General features: G+C 43.9%; 21 protein-coding genes. All 21 read right to left on the reverse strand.

The window, feature by feature from the left end; genetic code table 11:
• Positions 1-94: 94 nt before the first annotated feature.
• Positions 95-958 (reverse strand): CheR family methyltransferase, encoded by an 864-nt coding sequence (locus C8N29_RS13280; RefSeq protein ID WP_107866556.1) that lies wholly within the window; start codon positions 956-958, stop codon positions 95-97.
• A 33-nt stretch (positions 959-991) separates the two neighbouring features.
• Positions 992-3,112 carry a methyl-accepting chemotaxis protein gene (locus C8N29_RS13285; protein ID WP_107866557.1) on the reverse strand — a complete coding sequence of 707 codons (2,121 nt, stop codon included), beginning with the start codon at positions 3,110-3,112 and terminating at the stop codon, positions 992-994.
• A 53-nt stretch (positions 3,113-3,165) separates the two neighbouring features.
• Positions 3,166-3,696, reverse strand: coding sequence for a chemotaxis protein CheW (locus C8N29_RS13290; protein ID WP_107866558.1), 531 nt, complete (start codon positions 3,694-3,696; stop codon positions 3,166-3,168).
• 15 nt (positions 3,697-3,711) lie between these two features.
• Positions 3,712-4,080, reverse strand: coding sequence for a twitching motility response regulator PilH (gene pilH, locus C8N29_RS13295; RefSeq protein ID WP_107866559.1), 369 nt, complete (start codon positions 4,078-4,080; stop codon positions 3,712-3,714).
• A gap of 30 nt (positions 4,081-4,110) precedes the next feature.
• Positions 4,111-4,494, reverse strand: a complete 384-nt coding sequence (pilG, locus tag C8N29_RS13300) for a twitching motility response regulator PilG (protein ID WP_107866560.1) — start codon at positions 4,492-4,494, stop codon at positions 4,111-4,113.
• 460 nt (positions 4,495-4,954) lie between these two features.
• Entirely contained in the window at positions 4,955-5,224 is a 270-nt protein-coding gene (locus tag C8N29_RS13305) for a glutaredoxin family protein (RefSeq protein ID WP_107866561.1), read from the reverse strand.
• Positions 5,221-7,362: a bifunctional 23S rRNA (guanine(2069)-N(7))-methyltransferase RlmK/23S rRNA (guanine(2445)-N(2))-methyltransferase RlmL gene (gene rlmKL / locus C8N29_RS13310; RefSeq protein WP_107866562.1), complete on the reverse strand. Its 2,142-nt coding sequence runs from the start codon at positions 7,360-7,362 to the stop codon at positions 5,221-5,223. The genes C8N29_RS13305 and rlmKL overlap by 4 nt, the downstream gene beginning before the upstream one ends.
• Positions 7,363-7,369: 7 nt before the next feature.
• Positions 7,370-7,897 carry a DUF2726 domain-containing protein gene (locus C8N29_RS13315; RefSeq protein ID WP_107866563.1) on the reverse strand — a complete coding sequence of 176 codons (528 nt, stop codon included), beginning with the start codon at positions 7,895-7,897 and terminating at the stop codon, positions 7,370-7,372.
• Positions 7,873-9,138, reverse strand: coding sequence for an SPOR domain-containing protein (locus tag C8N29_RS13320; protein ID WP_107866564.1), 1,266 nt, complete (start codon positions 9,136-9,138; stop codon positions 7,873-7,875). Before C8N29_RS13320 ends, C8N29_RS13315 begins: the two co-directional genes overlap by 25 nt.
• Before the next feature lie 3 nt (positions 9,139-9,141).
• Positions 9,142-10,398: a bifunctional tetrahydrofolate synthase/dihydrofolate synthase gene (folC, locus tag C8N29_RS13325; protein WP_107866565.1), complete on the reverse strand. Its 1,257-nt coding sequence runs from the start codon at positions 10,396-10,398 to the stop codon at positions 9,142-9,144.
• Positions 10,399-10,507: 109 nt separating this feature from the next.
• Entirely contained in the window at positions 10,508-11,368 is an 861-nt protein-coding gene (gene accD, locus C8N29_RS13330; protein ID WP_107866566.1) for an acetyl-CoA carboxylase, carboxyltransferase subunit beta, read from the reverse strand.
• Between the two features lie 18 nt (positions 11,369-11,386).
• On the reverse strand, positions 11,387-12,193 hold the full coding sequence (gene trpA / locus C8N29_RS13335) for a tryptophan synthase subunit alpha (RefSeq protein ID WP_107866567.1): 807 nt from the start codon (positions 12,191-12,193) through the stop codon (positions 11,387-11,389).
• 134 nt (positions 12,194-12,327) lie between these two features.
• Positions 12,328-13,539 carry a tryptophan synthase subunit beta gene (trpB, locus tag C8N29_RS13340; RefSeq protein ID WP_107866568.1) on the reverse strand — a complete coding sequence of 404 codons (1,212 nt, stop codon included), beginning with the start codon at positions 13,537-13,539 and terminating at the stop codon, positions 12,328-12,330.
• Entirely contained in the window at positions 13,536-14,180 is a 645-nt protein-coding gene (locus C8N29_RS13345) for a phosphoribosylanthranilate isomerase (protein ID WP_107866569.1), read from the reverse strand. Before C8N29_RS13345 ends, trpB begins: the two co-directional genes overlap by 4 nt.
• Positions 14,181-14,334: 154 nt before the next feature.
• On the reverse strand, positions 14,335-15,132 hold the full coding sequence (gene truA, locus C8N29_RS13350) for a tRNA pseudouridine(38-40) synthase TruA (RefSeq protein ID WP_107866570.1): 798 nt from the start codon (positions 15,130-15,132) through the stop codon (positions 14,335-14,337).
• 90 nt (positions 15,133-15,222) lie between these two features.
• Positions 15,223-17,913, reverse strand: a complete 2,691-nt coding sequence (locus C8N29_RS13355) for a motility hub landmark protein FimV (RefSeq protein ID WP_170106992.1) — start codon at positions 17,911-17,913, stop codon at positions 15,223-15,225.
• A gap of 418 nt (positions 17,914-18,331) precedes the next feature.
• A complete protein-coding gene (locus tag C8N29_RS13360; RefSeq protein ID WP_107866572.1) occupies positions 18,332-19,339 on the reverse strand; it encodes a quinone oxidoreductase family protein in 1,008 nt (335 codons plus the stop codon).
• Positions 19,340-19,389: 50 nt separating this feature from the next.
• Positions 19,390-19,932, reverse strand: coding sequence for a hypothetical protein (locus C8N29_RS13365; RefSeq protein WP_146164472.1), 543 nt, complete (start codon positions 19,930-19,932; stop codon positions 19,390-19,392).
• Between the two features lie 78 nt (positions 19,933-20,010).
• Positions 20,011-21,117 (reverse strand): aspartate-semialdehyde dehydrogenase, encoded by a 1,107-nt coding sequence (gene asd, locus C8N29_RS13370; protein WP_107866574.1) that lies wholly within the window; start codon positions 21,115-21,117, stop codon positions 20,011-20,013.
• 150 nt (positions 21,118-21,267) lie between these two features.
• The gene (gene leuB, locus C8N29_RS13375) at positions 21,268-22,341 is read right to left on the reverse strand and encodes a 3-isopropylmalate dehydrogenase (RefSeq protein ID WP_107866575.1); all 1,074 of its coding nucleotides are present in this window, start codon (positions 22,339-22,341) and stop codon (positions 21,268-21,270) included.
• A 22-nt stretch (positions 22,342-22,363) separates the two neighbouring features.
• A complete protein-coding gene (locus tag C8N29_RS13380; RefSeq protein WP_107866576.1) occupies positions 22,364-22,714 on the reverse strand; it encodes a hypothetical protein in 351 nt (116 codons plus the stop codon).
• Between the last annotated feature and the right edge of the window lie 138 nt (positions 22,715-22,852).

The following is a 22,852-nucleotide window of genomic DNA, read 5'->3' on the forward strand; positions in this document are numbered from 1 at the left end:
AAGGACGGTCAGGTTAGTAACCATTCTTAGCATAGATGACTTAGGGTAGTTGTCTGAGCAACGTATTCTAAGTTCGTCTTTATGTACCGTCCTTCTAAACAATACGACGGTAGGCTAAGGTGTCCGCATATTCAACTCTTTCTAGGGAAGGATGCTGCCAATCCATAATTTCTCCCACACCTAGCACGAGTATGCCTCCGATTCGTAAACGCATTGCCAGTTGTGTAACAACATCCCGTTTACGAAAACGCCGAAAATAAATGAGTACATTTTGACAAAATATCACATCCATATCGGCAAATGGAGCTTTATCTAATTCCATCAAATTTAATTGCGCAAATGCAATTCTATTTTTTATGTCACTGTTAACTTGCCAGTCTCGTTTATTACCTAATTGCGTGAAATATTTGAACTTCAGCGCATCAGGCATGCCTTGTAGTTTACGTTCGATATAAATCCCTTGTTTTGCTTTAGTTAACGTCGGGAAACTAATATCGGTCGCTGTGATACCATAAAAAATATCTTGACGCTGATGATTAGTTATCATTTCCTCGACTAAAAAAGCCAAGGAGTATGGTTCTTCTCCTGTAGAACAACCTGCACTCCATAAATTCAGTGAATAGCATGACTTATCAGCCAAGCGCTGCTTTATATACTGTTCCACTAAAGCGTAAGAGCTGGCATGTCGAAAAAAAGAGGTTTCTTGTACAGCTAATCTATCAACTAAAACAACCCACTCCCTTTCACCGCTAATGCCAGACATGACGAGCTCATAATAGACATCATAATCGTCTATTCCAATTTCTCGCATACGTGTAGATAGGGAAATTTCTAAGAAAGGTCTGCGTGTTTGAGTGAAGGTAATCCCTGTACGCGCTTCAATTTGTGCTTGCCACAGTGAAAACTGCTCATCTGTGATAGGAGTAACTGGCCTGATTCCCCAATCCTGTAGTGCCACGCCAGCTCTCCTATCACAGACAATCAATTCCCGTTAGGCATACTCTGGTAATTTGAAGCCAGATACAGATAACCGTAACTCGGCGGCCATTTCTGCTAAGTTACCAATCGAGCGTGCGGTTGCAATGGTACCTGCGGTTGTTTGTGTCGTAATCTCTTGAATAACATTCATCGTGTTAGAGATATGACCCGCAGAGGCTGCTTGCTGACGCGCAGCGTTAGAAATGTTTTGAATCAAGTCCGCTAAGTTACGCGAAACGCTTTGAATTTCTTCCAGTGCCACACCCGCGTCTTGTGCTAATCGAGCACCACGCACAACTTCAGATGTGGTTTGCTCCATGGAAATAACCGCTTCGTTGGTATCGGATTGAATGGTTTTAACCAATTGTTCAATCTGCTTAGTCGCTGATGCAGAACGTTCCGCAAGACGTTGTACTTCGTCGGCAACCACCGCGAAGCCACGACCTGCTTCCCCCGCCATCGACGCTTGAATGGCCGCATTCAACGCGAGAATGTTAGTTTGGTCAGCAATATCGTTAATCAGAGAAACGATGTCACCAATTTCTTGTGATGATTCACCCAAACGTTTAATACGTTTAGAGGTTTCTTGAATTTGTTCACGAATCGTATCCATACCTTCGATAGAACGTTGTACCACATCCGCCCCTTTATGGGCGATGGCTACAGATCTGTCCGCAACGACTGCAGATTCGGCTGCGTTTGCAGATACTTGGTCAATCGAAACCGCCATTTCATTCACCGCGGCAGACGCACCCGCAATTTCTTGAGCTTGATGCTCGGAGGCTTCGGCTAAGTGCATCGCAGTAGATTGTGTTTCTTGCGCAGCAGCGGATACCTGTACGGCAGTTTGGTTAATGGTGGATACCAATTGGCGTAACTGGTCAATAGAATAGTTAATAGAGTCCGCAATCGCACCCGTAAAGTCTTCGGATACCGTTGCTTGTACGGTTAAGTCACCATCAGCCAAGTCGCCTAATTCATCTAACAAACGTAAAATCGCAGATTGGTTACGTTGGTTTTCTAATTCCACCGTTTCTGCGCGCTGACGGTCTGCTTCTGCTTCTGCTTGCGCACGTTCACGGTCTTGACGGGCACGAACACGAATAAAGCCGAATAAGGAAATTAACGTAGCAGCCAACGATAATACACCAATTGCGGTGGCTAGTACGGCGTTTGCTTCTTCGTCAACGACTTGTGTCAATTTAGTCAAGGTAGATAATAATTCTGGCGAATCACGGAAAATAGCTGAGGAGGCCTCACGTACTTGGAACAATTCTGGCGAAGATTGCAAAATTTCGTTAGCCCCTTGTTGTACTGAGCTTTCAAACAACTTGCTAATTGCAACCAATGAACTTCTTGCTTGCTGATCTTGTACTGCGGCTAAACCTTGCTCAGGATCACCTTTTAATAACCCATTCAATACTTGACCAAAGGTCTCGGAGTCACGACCAAAGTCATCGGCTGCCATCACTGCATTTTCATCACCATTTAGCACGCTACTCACGGAGCGTAAAATACGTTCTGCTAATACCGATTGTTGTTTGGCGAGTACGACTTGTGAAGAAGAGACGCCCGAACCCACCATAGCATCAACGATGGCATCATTTTCTGCTTGTAATTCAGGCACAGCATCGGCGATACCTGCGACTAAATCATGTAAGTTACTAACCGTTTTTTCGCCAGCACTCACCGCCTGAATATTTTTAGAAACGCGATCCCATACAGCTTGTACCGCTTTAGTATCCGCATAAGACTCATCGTGTAAAGACTTTAATGCCGTCCAGCGACGCTCAAATTCTTGCGCTGCTTTATTGAGTGATTCGAAGGCTTGTTGGTTGCCCGATGCCGCTTCTGTCGCGTTTTTAGCAATATCTTGGGACAACACACGCAATTCAGAAGCATGTTGAATCATCTGACGACCTGTCGAGCTCTTTTTAGCCACAACCACAAAGGAGCCAGCAGTTAATAAAATGAAGATAATAAACGCTAATAAGAAGCGGGTCGCATCTGGCGTATCTGCAAGTGACTTCCAGAAATTACGACTAAAGATTGCCTTAAACGTATTTTTAGACAACAGGCTCTTAAAGTTAATCCCTACAAGAGATTTGCGCAAATTTTGCACTGGTGATTTCATAGTGGACAGATCTCCCCTAAACCTGTTTTTATTCTCTTTAAATCGCACTTCGTCTAAGCTACAGCAGCCTTTATAAAGCGCGGATCTTCTATTAAACGGCTTAATAACAGCACATACCAAGTACGGCCATCACGCACAAAAGCCCCTTGCACAAACGGGGCTGCTTCAACAAATGGCGCCTTAATGTCAAGCGTATAATCAACAGCGGTAAAATGCTGCATCCCTAATACTTCATCGACAACTAGGCCTGTAAACATATCTTGATGATCGACAACTACAATCCGACGTTTTTGTTCATTCAGACTGGTTTTACGCCCCATAAACATCAACATATCAGAAATGGGTAACAACCGACCACGAACATTTGCCAAGCCCCTCATCCACGACTCTACACCAGGAATCATGGTATAACGCGGCACTTTAAGAACTTCAGCAACTTCGCCTATGGGTGCTAAAAAATACTCTCCAGCCAGCATGAAGCCTACACCTGTCCAAGCATCAGCTCCCTGCCCCAGCAAACCCATTCCACGTTTTTTAGAACGTTCGGCTATCTCGAGTAGTTTGATAAAGCCTTTGGCTGCCATGCTGTCTACCTATTATTATTTATTGGGTATTAAATTTTGGATGACCGCCATCAATAATGTCTCATCCACAGGTTTGGTTAAATAATCACGTGCACCTTGACGCTTACCCCAAACACGGTCTGTTTCCTGATCTTTAGTCGTCACAATGACAACAGGGATATGTGCTGTATCCGTACCTTTAGTAATTTGACGTGTTGCCTGAAACCCATTAATACCAGGCATAACCACGTCCATTAATACCAAATCAGGCAATTCTGCACGAGCGACAGCCACTCCGTCGGCACCATTAGTTGCTTCTAAAGCCACATGACCATGACGTTCTAAAATTTCCTTAAAACGATAGGTCTCTGTAGGCGAGTCGTCTACAATCAATATTCGAGCCATACTGTCCTCGTTATCATCACTATTGACAGATTAGGACTTAACGTACTGACGAATAGCACTAAACAATTCTTCTTTACTGAATGGTTTAGTCAAATATTCGTCAGAACCAACGATACGGCCTTTGGCTTTATCAAACAAACCATCTTTACTCGACAACATAATGACAGGTGTAGACTTAAAGGCTGAGTTATTTTTAATTAAGGCACAAGTCTGATAGCCGTCTAAGCGTGGCATCATAATGTCAACAAAAATAATGTCAGGGTTAGAGTCTGCAATTTTAGCGAGTGCATCAAAACCATCTGTTGCTGTGATAACCGTACAACCTGCTTTTTGTAATAAGGTTTCTGCTGTACGACGAATAGTCTTAGAGTCATCAATAACCATGACTTTTAAGCCATCAAAATTTTCTTCCATCGGAGTCGCCTTCCTGTTATGTGGCCATAATGCCAATTGTGGAATTCGGAAAGTTAAACCAGAACCCCCGTTTTATCATTTATGTAGCTTTATTTGTTTTTGGCATCGAGTTTACATGGAGGGTGACTCGTTGTAACACAAGACACCAAAGTAAAAGCTAGCTCACATAAATCCAAATATTGTCGGGGGGACTTATCTTTCTTTTAACATAGTTTTTGCGCTGAATCCATAGTGTAATGAACTTAGCCCAAAAACTTCCGCCTAAATAAATTACAAAGGCTTAGCATGATAACTTCATGCTTTATGCAAAGTTAACGCTTTTAAGAAACTTAAACAATCTTCTTTTGCTTGAGCTGTGTCATGTTGCACAAATAGGCAGCAATGTGAGGTTTTATTGCTGCTTAATGCACCAAACCCTACATAGTCATCACTTTCTATTATCTTAATGACCCTCTAGTTTTTATCGCTCTACTTCTGACAATGACATGACTTGCGCATTAAAAGCAGCCACGTCTAACAAAGAAAATGGCCATCTTAATTCTTGCCCTGAGCTATGTTGAAGTACAGGAATAATTAGGCCGTAATTCTCTACTAAGCGCTCACTTAACGCAATATCTATATACTGCCATTTAATCGCTTGTACCCGTTGTAACTGTCCCAGTATTTGCTCGGCTTCATCACATAAATGACAGCCTTTAGTCCCATACAAGGTGAATAAGGTCGATATCATGGTCGTAAGCTCACCTGCCAACAACGATGAATTTTGGCATTACGCTTAAAGTCAAAACCAATGGTTTCTGGACTGATTTCTTTAAAAACCAGATATTGCATCGCGACTTCATCTAATTCAAAGCGACGAAAATTCGTTGAAAAATAACAGATGCCATCGGTATTTAATAAACGCATCGCTAAGGTTAATAACTCTACATGGTCACGCTGTATATCAAATACATCATGCATTTTTTTGGAGTTTGAGAATGTCGGAGGGTCGATAAAAATAACATCAAAACGTTCTCGACAGTCATTGAGCCATGTCATTACATCAGCAGCTATAAAACGGTGATAATGTTCGGCAATCCCATTCAGAGCAAAGTTACGTTTGCCCCAATTGAGATAGGTGTTGGATAAGTCCACGCTCACCGTTTCCTCTGCCCCGCCTAAGGCTGCATGCACACTGGCAGTACACGTATACGCAAACAAATTGAGGAAGCGTTTGCCTGCAACTTGTTGCGCCATTTTAAGACGTATAGGACGGTGGTCTAAAAACAAGCCCGTATCTAAATAGTCCGTTAAATTCAATAATAACCGTGCATCGCCTTCTTGTACTTCGTTGAGTTTATTACGCTGATTTTGTTTTTCGTATTGTTGTTGGCCTTTTTGCGGTGCTCGGACTTTAATAAAGACTTTGTCACGATGTAAACCAAACACTTGCCGAATCACTTGTAAGGCTAACTTAAAACGGGTTGCCGCTTTTTCAGGGTCAATTGTTTTGGGAGGGGCATATTCTTGTACGTGTAAACAATCGCCATAAATATCAATCGCAATATTAAACTCAGGCAAATCGGCATCATATACCCGATAACAAACCACGTGTTCTCTTTCGGCTTGTTTTAAGGTGTGTTGAATATTTTTGCGTAGTCGATTAGCAAACCCATCCGCTTCAGGTGGGATTTGACTATTTTCTACTTCCCTAAAGTGGTATGGGGTCGGTCTGGGAACGGATTGTATCTGGCCATGTCGGACAAAAATATTGAGGTCGCCATTACGTAATTTTTGTGTGTGCAGATGCTCAAAGCCGAGGGCATCTACATGTTCAATTTTTGCTGCCAATACTGCCGCTTGCCAATGACCAAAACGTTCCTTTGCTAGCCGTCCTAATGCTTTATACAAATAAATCGCTGTGTCATCTTCACCCAAACGCTCACCATAAGGGGGATTGGTGACTAATAGCCCCATCGCGACTGGCTTTGGCTCTAAAAAGGCTAACTCTCGCACACCCAATTGAATAAAACGACTTAGACCTGCGGCTTGAATATTTTTAGTGGCTGCTTTGAGTGCTTCGGGGTCTGCATCATAACCATATAGATGAGGCCATGTTTTATCTAACGCAACACGCTGACGCTCCTTAGCTTCTTGCCAACAGGTTTGCCAGACAGATTGCTGATGGCCTTCCCATGCTAAAAAGCCAAAATAGTCACGCATTAAACCCGGCGCAACATCGCCAAACATTAAGGCCGCTTCGGTTAAAAACGTGCCTGAGCCACACATGGGGTCTACTAATGCCTCAAATTTTTGGTGTGGCCAACCTGCTTGCATCAAAATGGCGGCGGCTAAGGTTTCTTTTAACGGGGCATCACCAATCATACGTCGATAACCACGACGATGTAGACTTTCCCCCGACATATCTAAACTGACGGTAATACTACTTGGCTGAATTAAGACATGAATATTGATGTCGCTGGCTTGTGTATCCACGCTCGGACGCTGACCAGTCTGTTGACGAAAATGGTCAACGATGGCATCTTTTAACTTCAATGCCATATATTGTGTATGGGCAACTACCCCTTTGGTAGCGACAGCGCGTACAGCAAAGGTTTTGTCTAAGCTAAAAATATCCTGCCACGGATATTGTTTGGCTTCATGGTATAAATCTTCGGGGGTGTCGCTCTGAATTTTGAATAAGGGTTTATAGACACGAGAAGCCAAGCGCGACCACAGACAAAGGCGATATGCTGTTTTTAAGTCTGCATCAACCCACACTGCACTCGGTTCTTGTTTGACCACCGTTGCACCGATGGTACTCACTTCTTGTGCCAATAAGGATTCTAGGCCATCTGCACAGGCAACGACCCAAGTAGATAAGGACATAACTTTCTCAACGTCTTAAAAAATCGGCACGTATTTGTTGTGCGTTTGGCATACCTTTGACAGGCCAGCGAATAATACGAATGCCCGCCGAAGCAAGAGCCTTGTCTTTTTTGTTATCTGCTTTCACACGGTCAGCACGTTGATGGCTACTATCATCTAGTTCGATAGCAGCTAAGATACGCGCACCATCTGGCGCACAAATCACAAAATCAACACTCATACGATTGATACGATTAAACCATGACTGTTTATCGGCCTCAGGAGACACTTCAATCATTCGACATAACTGTACTTGGCTAAAAATTAAATACTCTGGCAAGGCTTGGCGTAAACGCACATACAAGACACGTTCGGGTGGGGTCATCAACTCTCTCGGCACATAAGGCCACACCGCCATGTCATCAACATCCATAGGCTCATCTTTTTTATTTGTCCCCCTAAACAGCAGTGCGACAAACAGAATTAACAGACAGCCTAAAATTAACAACCATAATGTGCCATTTAATGTACTTAGGGTTTCCAAGGTGCAACCCATGCGCCAGACACACCCAAGCCACTTTCGGCACTAATCTTAGCCTTTAAGCTATTCGCGGTTTCTTTTTCGAGTTCTGGCCCAACAACAATTTTCCAAGTGTCGCCACTTTTCACCACTCGGCTACGATAACCTTTGGCGGCTAATTTGGCGCTCAAACCTTCCGCTTTGTTTTTATCACTGAGACTGGCCACTTGTACGACCCATGCCGATTGTGACTTTTCTTCTTTTGCTTTTTCTTTAGCCTTGCCTTCTAAGGCGAGTTTAGCTTTTTCCTCTTCTTTCTTTTTGGCGTCTGCTTTCGCTTTGTCAGCAGCTAATTTTTCAGCCTTTGCTTGTTCTTGAGCGAGCTTCTCTTCCTTCGCTTTTTTAGCTTTCTCAGCCGCTAGTTTATCCGCCTTGAGTTGTGCTTCTTTTTCTGCCTTTTCCGCCGCTAAACGCTCTGCTTTGTCTTTATCTTCCGCTTTTTTAGCCTCTAGTGCGAGTTTAGCTTTTTCCTCTTCTTTCTTTTTGGCGTCTGCTTTCGCTTTGTCAGCGGCTAATTTTTCGGCTTTCAGTTGTGCTTCTTTGTCAGCTTTTAGTTGCTCTTGCGCAAATTTATCCGCTTTGAGCTGTTCTTCAGCCTTTTTTGCTTTTTCTTGAGCTAGTTTTTCGGCATTTTTTTGCGCTTGACTATCTTTAGCTTCTAATATTGCCAAGGCTTTTTCGGCTTCTAACTTTTTTAGACGCTCTTTTTCTTTTTGTTGGGCGTCGATGGCTTGCAAATGATTATCCGCTGGCGTCAGGATTGGCGTTACGGCTTGCGTTTGGGCTTGTTTTTCTAAATCACGCTCTATTTTATCTGCCGCTTGTTTTTGGGCTTGTGCTTCTTCTACCGAGATTTCGTCAGGACTGGCTAAAAGTTGGGCAGCACGCTCTCGTGCAGCTTGTTCGGCAGCCAACTGCTCTGGTGTTTTTGCAACAGGAGGAACGGCTGCAACAACGGGGGTGTCTGGTTTCGTTAAAGAGTAAAACTCAGGGTCTGTTTGATTGGCTTCATCAATCGCAGCTTCCGCTTCTTGCTGCTGTTGATTCAGTTTTGGCTCTGTCGGTGATACCGTTGCTGCAACAGGTTTGGCAGGAATAGGCTCTAAATGGCTTAATAGTTTTGCACCAGAACCATCTAACATAAGAGGCAATAAAATAGCAGCACCCGTGACAAGAACGAGACCACCTAAAAGACGTTGCTTAACTGCTGTATCCATAATTTAATGTGTCTGTAACCACTGTTTAGCATGAGCTACAGTATAAAAAGAGCCAAATACTAAGATTCTATCGCCTGTTTGCGCATGCTGGCACGCACTACGGATTGCCGCTGCCACAGAATGATATGTTCCACCTATATGCATGCCACGCTCAATAAGCAATGGAGCAAGCTGTTGAGCCGTTGTACCTCTGGGGACAGACAAGCCCGCAATAAACCATTCATCTACCATCCCCAAACAGACATCTAGCGTACCTGCTATATCTTTATCAGCCAACATCGCAAATACGGCTAGGGTTCTGTGTGAGGCATGGGGTAATTGTTGCATAAAAAAGGCTGCACCGTGAGGATTATGTGCAACATCTAAGATGATTTCTTTGCCGTGATAGACAATTCGTTCGGCTCTACCTGCGAGCTGTGCCTGCTGAATGGCGATATGGATAGTTTTTGCATCAACGACTAAGGGAGCGGCGTGTACGGCGGCCAAGGCAGTTGCCACATTTGCTATCGCTAATTTGGGGATAGCCAAGCCTTCATAATGATGCTGATTATTAGACCATGACCATGAGTTCTCTTGAACATGATAGCGATAGTCTTGGCCAACACGTTGCAACGGCACAGCTAATTCTGCTGCGTAATCTAATAAAGGTTGTGGCGGATTTGAATCACCACAAATCGCAGGCCGCTGCGAGCGAAATATCCCTGCTTTTTCGCGGCTAATCGCTTCTCGGGTATCACCTAACCAATCTGTGTGGTCTATACCAATAGACGTAATGACTGCCACATCGGCATCAATGATATTAACAGCATCTAAACGCCCACCTAGGCCAACTTCTAGAATTACAATATCTAACTTTGCCTGTTGAAAGATATAAAAGGCCGCTAAGGTAGTAAATTCAAAATAGGTTAATGATATCGCAGCGCGCTCACGCGCAGCCTCAACCTGAACAAAGGCAGCGATTAGGGTTTGGTCATCGACCATCTGTCCGTTTAGGGCGATACGTTCGTTAAATAAGTGAATATGTGGTGAAGTATATGTCCCTACTCGATACGCCGCTTGTTGATAAATAGCTGTCAGTGTCGTCACAGTCGAGCCTTTACCATTTGTCCCTGCGACCGTAATCACAGGACACCCCAAGTCACAAACGCATAACTCATCGGCCACACGTTGTACACGTTCTAAACCCATATCAATGGACTTAACATGTTGTCCTTCTAAATGGCGCAACCAATCTGACAGTGTTTGAAGTTCTAAAGACATGCGAAGTTACTAATGAATATTTTCAAATAAAACGCCCCAATGATACGCCGTTATGATGTCGTCATGATGAAAGGCTCATGGGGGTTCGTATGGGGACTATAGGCTAAGGTTAAACCGCACGCCCCATTAATTTAGATAAAATACGGTATAGGGTATCGCGCATTTCATGACGATGTACAATCATGTCTACAGTACCGTGCTCTAGTAAAAATTCCGAGCGCTGGAACCCTTCAGGCAATACCTGTCTGACCGTTTGTTCAATCACTCGCGGGCCAGCAAAACCAATTAAGGCATAAGGCTCAGCGACATTGATATCGCCCAGCATGGCCAAACTTGCTGATACTCCGCCATAGACAGGGTCAGTGAGTACCGAAATGTAAGGTATTGCTTGTAATTTTAACTGCTCAATCATGGCCGATGTACGTGCCATTTGCATCAATGAAAAAAGGGCTTCCTGCATACGTGCCCCACCTGAGGTGGAGAAACAAATCAAAGGTATCTTTTCACGCAGTGACACTTCAGCCGCACGCACAAAACGTGCGCCTACGACTGCCCCCATAGAGCCGCCCATAAAATTGAATTCAAAAGCGACCACGACCACAGGCATGCCATTAACAGTCCCTTTGACGGCAACAAGTGCGTCGGTTTCACCCGTCTCTTTTTGTGCATCAGCTAAACGGTCAACGTAACGTTTACTGTCTTTGAAGTTTAATCGGTCTTCGGGCAGCAACTGCATGGCGACTTCTTCGCGCCCTTCGCCATCTAAAAATAAGTCAATACGTTGACGGGCACTGATACGCAAATGATGGTCGCATTTGGGACAAACATGTAAGTTACGTTCAACTTCCGCTTGATACAGCACTCCATCACATTTAGGGCATTTACGCCATACCCCTTCTGGGACAGACACTTTACGCTCGTCGACGTTGTTTCTGCTCGCATTCGGTAAAATCTTGCCTATCCAGCTCATGGCGCAAACCTCTAACTGTTAAACGGTATCCATTGCTTGGCGCATATCCGCCATTAAACGCTGTAACTCTTGGGGAATATGCTCAGGGGTGTGTCCTAATTCCGCAATGCGGTTCACTAATACCGACCCCACGACAACCCCGTCAGCATGCGCCGCAACAGCCGCAGCAGAAGCCGCATCTTTAATACCGAAACCGACCCCAATAGGTAATTGGCTGTATTGACGAATACGTGCCACACGCTCGGCAACCGCATCAACATCTAACGCGCTAGAGCCTGTCACTCCTTTGAGGGACACATAATATACATATCCCTTTGCGATATGAGTAATATGCTGGATACGGTCATCGGTTGTCGTTGGCGCTAACAAAAATATCGGGTCAATTTGATGTTCCGCAAAGATAGCACTTAAGCACTCAGCCTCTTCAGGCGGTAAATCGACGGTTAATACCCCATCTACACCCGCTTGCTGTGCTGCTTGTGCAAAGGCCTGATAGCCAATAATTTCTAGGGGATTCAAATAGCCCATCAGTACAATCGGGGTTTCTTGATTAGTTTGACGGAACTCCGCCACCATTTTTAACACATCGGCTGTACTCGTGCCGTGGACGAGTGCACGCTCATGCGCTTTGGTAATCGTTGGTCCATCTGCCATCGGGTCAGAGAAAGGCACGCCTAACTCAATAATATCCGCACCGCCTGCTACTAAGGCTTGCATCATGGCAACAGTATGCTGAGGATGCGGGTCACCTGCGGTAATATAAGGAATCAAGGCTTTACGCTGCTGGGCGCTGAGCTTAGCAAAACATGCGGCAATTCTGGACATAATTCTCAACTAACTTGAAGTAGAATGTTTTTACAATACCTGATGACTATTCCATTAAAATAACCATCACGCACGTCTAAAACCACTCAGGACAAACACAGTAACCCTGTACTTATGCTGTCCCAATTTTTGACTTAAATAACGCTAATACCATCTAATTTGGCAACTGTCAGCAAATCTTTATCCCCACGACCTGACAAATTACAAATAATAATTTCGTCTTTCGCCATAGTAGGGGCGAGTTTATGGGTATAAGCCAAGGCGTGGCTCGACTCTAAAGCAGGGATAATACCTTCGGTGCGGGTGACATGACGAAAACCGGCTAGCGCTTCATCATCTGTAATGGCGACATAATTAACCCGCCCAATATCCTTTAACCAGCTATGCTCGGGGCCAACACCAGGGTAATCCAACCCCGCAGAAATAGAATGCGTCTCAATAATTTGGCCATTAGGGTCGGTCATTAAGTAGGTACGATTACCATGTAAAACCCCAATTTTACCTGCGGACAATGGTGCAGAATGGCGACCCGTGTCAACACCATCACCTGCTGCTTCTACACCATACATGGCGACAGATTCGTCGGTTAAAAATGGGTGGAACAGACCAATCGCATTAGACCCCCCACCCACACACGCCACTAAGGCATCTGGCAGCTTACCTGTTTGTGCTAAACATTGTTGGCGTGCTTCACGACCAATAATGGACTGAAAATCACGGACTAACATCGGATACGGATGAGGCCCTGCGACAGTACCAATCACATAATAGGTGTTGTCGACATTCGTGACCCAATCACGCATGGCTTCGTTCATGGCATCTTTAAGCGTTTTTGACCCTGAGGTGACAGGCACAACCGTTGCCCCCAACAGGCGCATACGATAGACATTCATGGCTTGACGTTGGACATCTTCTGCGCCCATATACACCACACACTCCATGCCTAAACGTGCTGCAATAGTTGCCGTTGCCACGCCGTGCTGTCCCGCACCTGTTTCGGCAATCACGCGGGTTTTACCTGAATGCTTCGCTAATAGTGCTTGACCAATGGTGTTATTTACCTTGTGTGCGCCTGTATGATTTAGGTCTTCACGCTTTAGATAAATTTGTGCACCACCTAACTCTCGGCTCCAACGCTCGGCATGATAGAGTGGTGAGGGTCTACCCACATAAAAAGCTAAATCACGGTCAAATTCTGCACGGAATTGAGCATCATCTTTTAATCGAACATATAATTTTTCTAAATCCAATAAGGCAGCCATTAAGGTTTCGGATACAAAACGGCCACCGTGTACTCCAAAATGGCCACGGGCATCTGGAAATTGATTAAAGTTAATCGCAGTCATGCTGCATTGACTCCTGCCATAAAGGCTTGTAATAACGTGAACTCTTTTATCCCTTTACTTGCTTCCACACCACCACTGACATCAACAGCATAAGGTTGCGTAAGATGGATAGCTTCCGCAACATTTTCAGGGGTCAACCCACCTGCCAAAATGAGAGGTTTTTGACTTTTTGGCCAATGTCGCCAGTCAAAACACTCTCCCGTCCCGCCTTTTAACTGCGGATGCCAAGCATCGAGTAAAATGGCTGAGGCTTGGTCATACGCAGCTATTTTAGCGTGAATATCCACATCAGGCTGCATGCTTAAGGCTTTAATCCACGGTTTGGCAAATTGTTGACAATAATTCTGCGGCTCATCACCATGAAATTGCAATAAACTCAAGGGGACTTCTGCCAGTGTTTGTTGCACTTCCGTCACCTCTGCATCAACAAACAAACCAACGGTTGTTACAAAGGGGGGTAATGCCGCAATAATGGCTTTTGCCTGAGCGATTGTCACTGCTCGTGGACTGGGTGCATAGAAGACAAAACCTAGTGCATCTGCACCTAACTCTATGGCGGCTAGGGCGTCTGCTAAGCGAGTTATGCCACAAATTTTAACGCGTGTACGATAGGACAAAACTAGTTCTGCTCTGTAATTCATCATTAGCCGTCGATTGTAACAAAGACCGCCTTGATTACTAGGTTTTTTATCGCATTTTTGCTGACTAAATTGATGACGATTGCAGCATGCTTGTACACAAATTACGCAGACCACTAAAATTCATTTAGCTCTGAAGACATTTTTCACCACTGATTTATAATAAATCTGCCAACCAAATGGGCCCTATCGGCTCTTTGGGTAACATAAATTGTGGTGGGTATAAGGCATCAACAAAATATAGCCCACTCCCTGATGCCGTCACACCGCCTTGTGTTCGGTCTTGAACAGCGAGTAATTCTTGCACCCACTCAGGTTCTGCTTTGCCCTGCCCAATTGCCATCAAGACGCCTGCAATATTACGCACCATATGATGTAAAAATCCGTCTGCTTGAATATCTAAAATAATCAATGAACCACGTTGAGTCAGATGCAAAAAGTGAACGTGACGATTCGGATTGCGTGATTGACAACCCACTGCCCTAAACGAGTTAAAATTATGATGTCCCACCAAATAACGTGCAGCTAACTGCATACGCTCAACATTGAGTGGATGATAATGCCACGTGACTTTACCTGCGAGCTGACTTGAGCGCTGCGGACTATTAAAAATGACATAACGATAACGACGTGCAATGGCCTTAAAACGGGCATGAAAATCATCACTGACAGGTTGAAGCCAACGTAAGGCAATATCGGGGGGCAATAAGGTATTTGTACCTAAGAGCCAATTTTTATGCCCCCTCACAGCTGTCGTATCAAAGTGGGCAATCATGCCTGCGGCATGTACACCTGCATCCGTACGTCCTGCAGCATGTAAAATGACAGGATGGTTAGCGATTTTACTTAACGCCTGTTCGAGTGTGCTTTGAATGCTCGCAATACCCTCTTGTTGTGTTTGCCAGCCACGATAATGAGAGCCATCATAATCAATACCTACCGCAAAACGCGTCATGTTAGTCAATTTCTTACCCTTAATCCTATAAACAAAAACAAAGGCCGCTTTTTAAGGCGGCCTTTGTGGGCAGTCAAGATATTTTGTAGATTAGCTAATACGCATTAACAAACCTTGTGCCTCATTTTTTTGCTCGCTATTACCTTCAGCAATCACTTCCTCTAAAAGGTCGCGCGCACCTGAACGGTCGCCCATATCCGCATAAGCGCGTGCTAAATCTAAGCGAGTTGCATTTTCGTCTGTACTTGCCAAGAAAGAAAACTCTTTATCTAAATCGGCAACTACATCATCGCTGGCAACATTGACATCAAAATCAAGGTCATCTGCAGCTACATCAGGTAACTGCTGCGCTAAATCTTGGTCAAAAGCTGCCGCCGCTTGGCTTAAATCAATACTATCTATGGCGGGAACAGCTAATTCAGCAGGCGCATCAACTTTGGTTTCATCAATAGAGAAATCGACATCTAAAGCGGCTAAATCCGTGTCTACTGCCGGTTCAGCTTGGGCAACACTGAACTCTTCTAACTCAAAACCTTCTGTCAGATTTAAGTCAACTTCGTCTTTTTGCTCTTCCTTAAACTCAGCCAGTGCTTGCTCAAAATCTAAGGACGTTTCTAAGACAGGGGCTGGTGCCTCTTGGACGGGTGCATCAACTTTATGCTCGGCTAAGAAATCATCTAAGCTATCAAGCGACAGGTTATTATCAAACTTAAGAGCAGGCTTCTCGTCGACTTCTGCTTTAGTTTCCAAGTTTAAGTCTAAGGATAAATCTAAGGCTGGCGCTTGTGGTGGCTCAATTTTTTCTTCTTTAGCAAAAGAGAATTCTAAGCTGTTATTTAATAACGACTCTATTTCCTGTGCTTTTGGCGGCTCAACCGCCGCTTGTTGTAGCTCCACAGGGTCAGGAATGATTTCTATGTCTAAGGCTTTTAAGTTAGGTTGTGACAAGCTCATCGCAAAATCTTTTTCAAGATCTTCTAAACTTGGCATTTCCTCGTCTTGTTGCGGTTTGATAGCAACTTTTTCGTATTGAATTTCGTCACTTTTAACCGCAACTTTAGGGGGTGGCGGTAACAAAGCCTTTAACTTTTCGGCCTCAACCGTTGCCTCTAATTCACCCAATAGCTCCAGTTTTGCAAACTGCTCTTCAAAACTCTGACGGTCTTTTTGTTTAACAAAAATCTCTAACAGTTTGAGGTGCAAGTCAGCACGCTCAGGCGTTTGTACTAAGGCTTTACTTAAAATACCAACTGCCTGTGGATAACGCTCCATTTCTAAGTAAGGTTGTACTTCTTCTAATGGATCGGCTGGCTTTTTAACTTCAGGTGCAGGCTTAACAGGCACAGGTTGTTTAGCCACTTCCGGTGCAGGTGCTGGTGCAGCTGGTTTTGGCGCAGGCGGCGGTGCACTGGGGCGGCTAGGCTCAGATTTCTTTCCTTTACTTTTTAAGAAGAAAATCACCGCAATAATGACAATCAGTGCAACACCACCAATAATAGGCATCATAGAACCGCCTGATTGTTGTGCAGGTGCATCTGGTGCTGCTTTAGCTTCAGTTGCCAAAAAAGATTGGGTAACGACTGCACAGGCCATTGTGGCGAGCGCTTTTTTCTCTAAGGTGTTTTTTTCACTCATTTTTTGCTTCGCTGCTTGTTCGGCACTCAGACGTCGCGCTTTAAGCTGGGCTTCTAACTGAGCCAGCTTAGCGTTTTGTAGTGCAATTTTTTGATCGTTTTCTTTCAGTTTTTGTTCAAGCACGGCTACTTCGTGACTCATTTTAGTGGTTTTAGTCACTAATTTTTGATTCGTCACACTAACAGCACCTTTCGGCATTGCTGTCTGAGTACCCTCTTTTTGCTTGGAATGAACCCCTGCCTTGGCCGTCACGTTACCTGTAGGAGCGACAAGTTTCATTTGAGCTTTAGGCGCTTTTTGAACAGCCAAACTTGCTTTAGCATGACTGGTTGCATCAATTTGCTGACGCGCTAACGGTTTATTTGCTGCTTGCGGCATCACGATGGCTTTAGCCTGAGCAGCAACTTGCGTATTGGCGTTTTGATTGGAAAGGGCTGGCACGCGTAAGACTTCGCCATTTTTAAGCATGTTAATATCATTCGCAATAAACGCTTGCGGATTCGCCTTATGAAGTACTTTCATCATTTCTGGCACAGAAATGGTGGTGCTCGGTCTTACGCGCCGAGCAATACTCCATAAGGTGTCATACTTTTTTACTTGGTATGTCTTATTCGTGTCTGTATTTACTTCAGCCACCAACTCTTGTTCCTCTGCCATCGGTGGCGGCTCTACATTTAAGGGGGCAACAATCGGAGGGGGAACTTGTTTGACCACGACGGGGGCAGCAACAGGCATTTGCTGGCTTGATTTTGCCGTTGGCGGGTCAAGAAAAGCGGTGACTTCTTGCAAACGGGTATTATTAGGCCATGTAATGCGTAACACAAAATCTAAAAATGGTTCGGTCACACGTTTATGACTACTGATTTTAATCACCGAACGACCAGCCTGCATGCTGACTTCAAAACGCAGCTCGGTCAAAAAATAATTTTGCTCAATACCTAAACGTTGAAAGTCTTCGGGGCTCGCCAAACTGACTTTGATATCTTCCTCGGTCAAATCGCCAATATCACTGAGTTCGACTTCTGCACGAAATGGTTCACCCAATGCAGACTTCGTTTTGATATTTTGTATGGCTAAGGCATGAGTTAATCCCGGCAGCATGACCCCTATGCTTAATAAGGCCATTGTAAGCTTACGCAGAACCATTGTTTGTTTCCTTTGCTGGTTATTCTTTGTTATGAGTCTACACTCATCATCACTGTTGGGCGACACCCTCATGACGTATGACTTATGGATATACCCTGTCTCTCTGTGACACTTCCGAAAAAACACCCCACAGATGGAGGCTTTTTTCGATAACAACGGAGGCAAACCGTATTTTTATAGACATTTGCCAATAATACGTGTTTTTATCATAAGCCTTCTATGACTCGCAATCACTAATGCAGTTAATTGTGAGGTTGTTGTTCTAATATCAAACGTTTGAACCTGAGAGATGACGTTGGCTCCTATTTACATGGTCTTTAGCGACATGTTCACCGTTTATAACGGCCAACAGGCTCACAGTCACAGCGTTGAACCAACACTGCTGGGCATATCAGCCAACAGCAGTTTTTGGTGTGATTTAGGCTTGCGGCACACGCATGACAATTTTACCAAATTGTGCGCCTTGTGCCATGTGTCTAAAGGCGGCCACACCATCCTCTAAAGCATAAATACTATCTACAATCGGTTTAATTTGGTGTTTTTCGACAAAATCTACCATGTCGGCGAACTGTTGGTCACTACCCATCGTCGAGCCTAAAATAGACACCTGCTTCCAAAAGATTTTTTGTGGATTTAAGCCGTTAATTGCGCCTTGTCCCCCCCCGTAAAAAGCAATACGACCACCAAAGCCCAAGACATCAATTAAGGCGGCAAAACCATTACCACAGGCACTGTCAATCACCACATCCATTTCGCCATAGGTTTTTACAAAGGTTTTTTGCCAACCTTCTTGGTTATAAAGTACACCAGCTTTGGCACCTAGCTGTACGGCTTTGGCAATTTTTTCTTCGCTACTCGAGGTCACATACACTTCAGCACCTGCCGCAATCGCAAACTGCATGGCAAATAATGCGACACCGCCACCAATACCGCTAATTAAGACTTTTTCGCCTGCTTGTAACTGAGCACGACCAAATAAAGCACGATAAGCCGTTAAGCCTGCTAGAGGTAAAGCGGCGGCTTGCTCTATGGTTAAATGATGGGGAGCGAGACGCATTTTATCTGCATCCACGATAACAAACTCTGCCAACGTACCGTCTTTGGGTAAACCCATAATATGATATTGTTTGGATTGATGACGTTCACTCTCGCCCCAGTGATTATTGGGATTAATAATCACAGTTTTACCTAACCACGCACTATTAACACCTTCACCTATTGACTCAACGATGCCTACACCATCAGAACCTAAAATGGTTGGAAACTTAATGCCTGCATATTGGCCTTGCGTAATCCATACATCACGGTGATTTAAGGCAGCAGCTAAAACCTTAATGCGTACTTCGCCTGCTTGAGCGAGGGGCTGAGGATAGTCTGGATTAAAGACAATACCGTCTTCTTTGGAAGTGAGTACAAGAGCTTTCATAGGGCATCCTAGTTTTCAAAAATATAACTTATTTAAATAACATCAGGGAATTAATCAGTTATCAACCCCCACACAAACACTGCAAAAAATATACTAAGGCTATAACAAAACAACCAAAATAAACGCAAGATTTTTTTATCAATAGCGTTTTGTACTAATCTATTTTTGAATTCATAATAATACGAGCTAAAGGTGCGTTTAGGTAGAATAAAAACTTCCTTGATAGTAACATTAGCTGTATTAGTATGCGCGTAATTAAAAATACCTGTCATATATGCACTAATACCTTCTTTAAACAACTCTTTAATTAGATTCAAACTGTTTTTTATTTTTCTTGGAATAATTAAACGCTCTACAATAATATTCCCCTGAAAATCATCAATGTAAGCAAATTTAACCTGTTGGCCTTTATAACTATATATTCCATACCTTAGCAAATACTCTCCTGTCCAATCTCCATCTAAGTAACAGATAATAAAAAAATTTTTCTCGCTATCAATCGCCCAATACAGTTTTTCTTCTTTAATTTTTTGTAGTCGTCCCAAAGATATTATGGATTTCCATCGAATTTTTTTCTTATCTTGTTTACTCATTTCCCTGTATATAAAAGCCACTTTATCTCTCGCTAAAATTATCAGACAAGCTAAGTGCTTGCCTGATAACTTTCTATATTAACCTTCAATTAACAAGCGTAACATACGGCGTAATGGCTCAGCAGCACCCCATAATAATTGGTCGCCAATCACAAAAGCAGAAATATACTCACCGCCCATGTTTAATTTACGCACACGACCAACGCCGATATCTAATTTGCCAGTAATAGAAGCTGGTGTTAATTCGTTGACCGAAATTTCACGATTGTTTGGCACCCATTTAACCCATGGATTAGCTGATTTAATAATTGCTTCGATTTCATCCAAAGGTAAATCTTTTTTCAGTTTTAGGGTTAAGGCTAAGCTGTGGCAACGCATTGCACCAATACGCACACATAAACCATCAACAGGCACAACATCGGTATTGCCTAAGATTTTGTTGACTTCGGCTTGACCTTTCCATTCTTCTTTAGATTGACCATTGTCTAATTGCTTATCAATCCAAGGAATTAAACCACCTGCTAATGGTGCACCAAAAAACTCTGTGGGTACGTCTTGACGAATAGACTGAGCGACTTTTTTGTCAATTTCTAAAATGGCAGACGATGGTGTTGCTAACTCTGCTTCAACCGCTGAGTGAATCACGCCCATGCCTTTTAATAATTCACGCATATGGTTAGCACCGCCACCAGACGCGGCTTGATAAGTCATCGAACTGACCCACTCCACCAAACCTGCATGGAATAAACCGCCCATACCCATTAACATAATGGAGTTAGTACAGTTGCCACCAATGAAGTTTTTGATGCCTTTGGCTAAGCCCTCTTTAATCACATTTAAGTTAACGGGGTCTAACACGATGATGGCATCATCTTCCATGCGTAAAGCAGAAGCTGCATCAATCCAGTAACCATTCCAACCCGCAGCACGTAATTTTGGATAGATGTCATTAGTGTAATCACCACCTTGACAAGTCAAAATTACATCCATGCCTTTTAAGGCATCAACATCATTCGCATCTAATAAGGCAGGCGCTTCTTTACCGCCAAAATTAGGCGCTTTGCCGCCAGCATTACTGGTAGAAAAATAAACGGGTTCAAAATGAGCAAAATCATTCTCTTCAACCATACGTTGCATGAGCACAGAACCCACCATGCCACGCCAACCCACTAAACCTACACGCATTCTGTTTTCCTCGTTCATCGCCCTCTTCCCCCATTGACTAAGGGGCAAACTAAAAGGCGGTAATCTGTAGAACCTCACCCCAACCCTCCCCTAAATTAAGGGAGGGAACATGCTCCCCCTAATTTAGGGGGAGGCTGGGAAGGGGTAAACTTAAATAGCAGCAACCACTGCATCGCCCATTTGGCTAGTACCGACTTTTTGTGACCCTTCAGTCCAAATATCGGCGGTGCGTAACCCTTGGTCTAACACCTTACCCACCGCATCTTCAATCGCTTTAGCGGCAGCTTCTTGGTTAAAGGTATAACGCAACATCATGGCAACGGATAAAATCGTTGCTAATGGGTTAGCAATGCCCTTGCCTGCGATGTCAGGCGCAGAACCATGACATGGCTCATACATGCCCTTTTTGTTTTCATCTAAAGAAGCCGATGGCAACATACCAATCGAACCCGTCAACATCGCGGCTTCGTCCGATAAAATGTCGCCAAATAAGTTGCCTGTGAAAATCACATCAAATTGTTTAGGGGCACGTACCAATTGCATCGCACAGTTATCAACATACATGTGGCTTAATTGCACTTCTGGATATTCTTTACCCACTTCGGTAGCAATTTCTTTCCACAATTCAGTGACTTCTAAGACGTTGGCTTTATCCACTGACAACACTTTTTTGTTGCGTTGCATCGCTAATTGAAAAGCAACATGGGCAATACGACGGATTTCACTTTCGCTATAGACATCCGTATTATAACCTTGACGCTCACCACTTTCTAAGGTGCGAATACCACGCGGTTGACCAAAATAAATGCCACCCGTTAATTCACGCACAATCAAAATATCCAAACCCGCAACAATCTCAGGCTTTAAGCTAGAGGCAGAGGCTAATTGGGGATATAAAATCGCTGGGCGTAAGTTTGCAAATAAGTTTAGTGCAGAACGAATCTTTAACAAGCCACGCTCTGGACGAATCGAACGCTCAATGGTATCCCACTTTGGCCCCCCGACTGCCCCCAATAAAATAGCATCCGCTTTTTGCGCTGCTTCTAGAGTTTGATCAGGTAATGGCACGCCTGTCGCATCAATCGCACAACCGCCTAATAGTTCATGGGAGTACGTGAGGTCTAAGTTAAATTGTTGATTGACTTTATCTAACACTTTAACCGCTTCGGCCATAATTTCTGGGCCAATACCATCACCCGCTAAAATAACAATATGCTTACTCATATTTTCCTATCACTCACTGATATTACAAAGAGCGATTGCCCTCACAGACAAACCAGCCCTCATTTTTTGTCCAGACAATTTCACCACTACTAAACGCCACATTATCCATCACCAAGACAGAGGGTGGATTTTCTGCGGCTTTAATCGTGTTGACTAAAACATGCAAGTCGCGTCCTCTCACCTCTTGCAGTTGGCCTTGAATACTGGCATCAACCATTTCATCATTCACGCTAATTTTCGTGTTATAACAAATGGCTTTACCTACCGCACGATAAGTTAAACCCTTGATTTTTAAGTCACGATACAATCCATCGGCATTAGCTGCACTTAAACCTAAGCTCAGCAATAGCGCTGTTGTTATTATTTTTAGCATGATGTTGACCCTCTATGATGGGAAAAGACAGGAGATAAAAAGAGCTAAATTGACTCTAATAATGATTCTGCCTTTCATCATAGTGAATGATTGACAAGGGGTAAAGTGTTACGTCTATCACACAATACTCTGCCCTAT

Source organism: Agitococcus lubricus (genome assembly GCF_003051055.1).
Classification (GTDB): domain Bacteria; phylum Pseudomonadota; class Gammaproteobacteria; order Pseudomonadales; family Moraxellaceae; genus Agitococcus; species Agitococcus lubricus.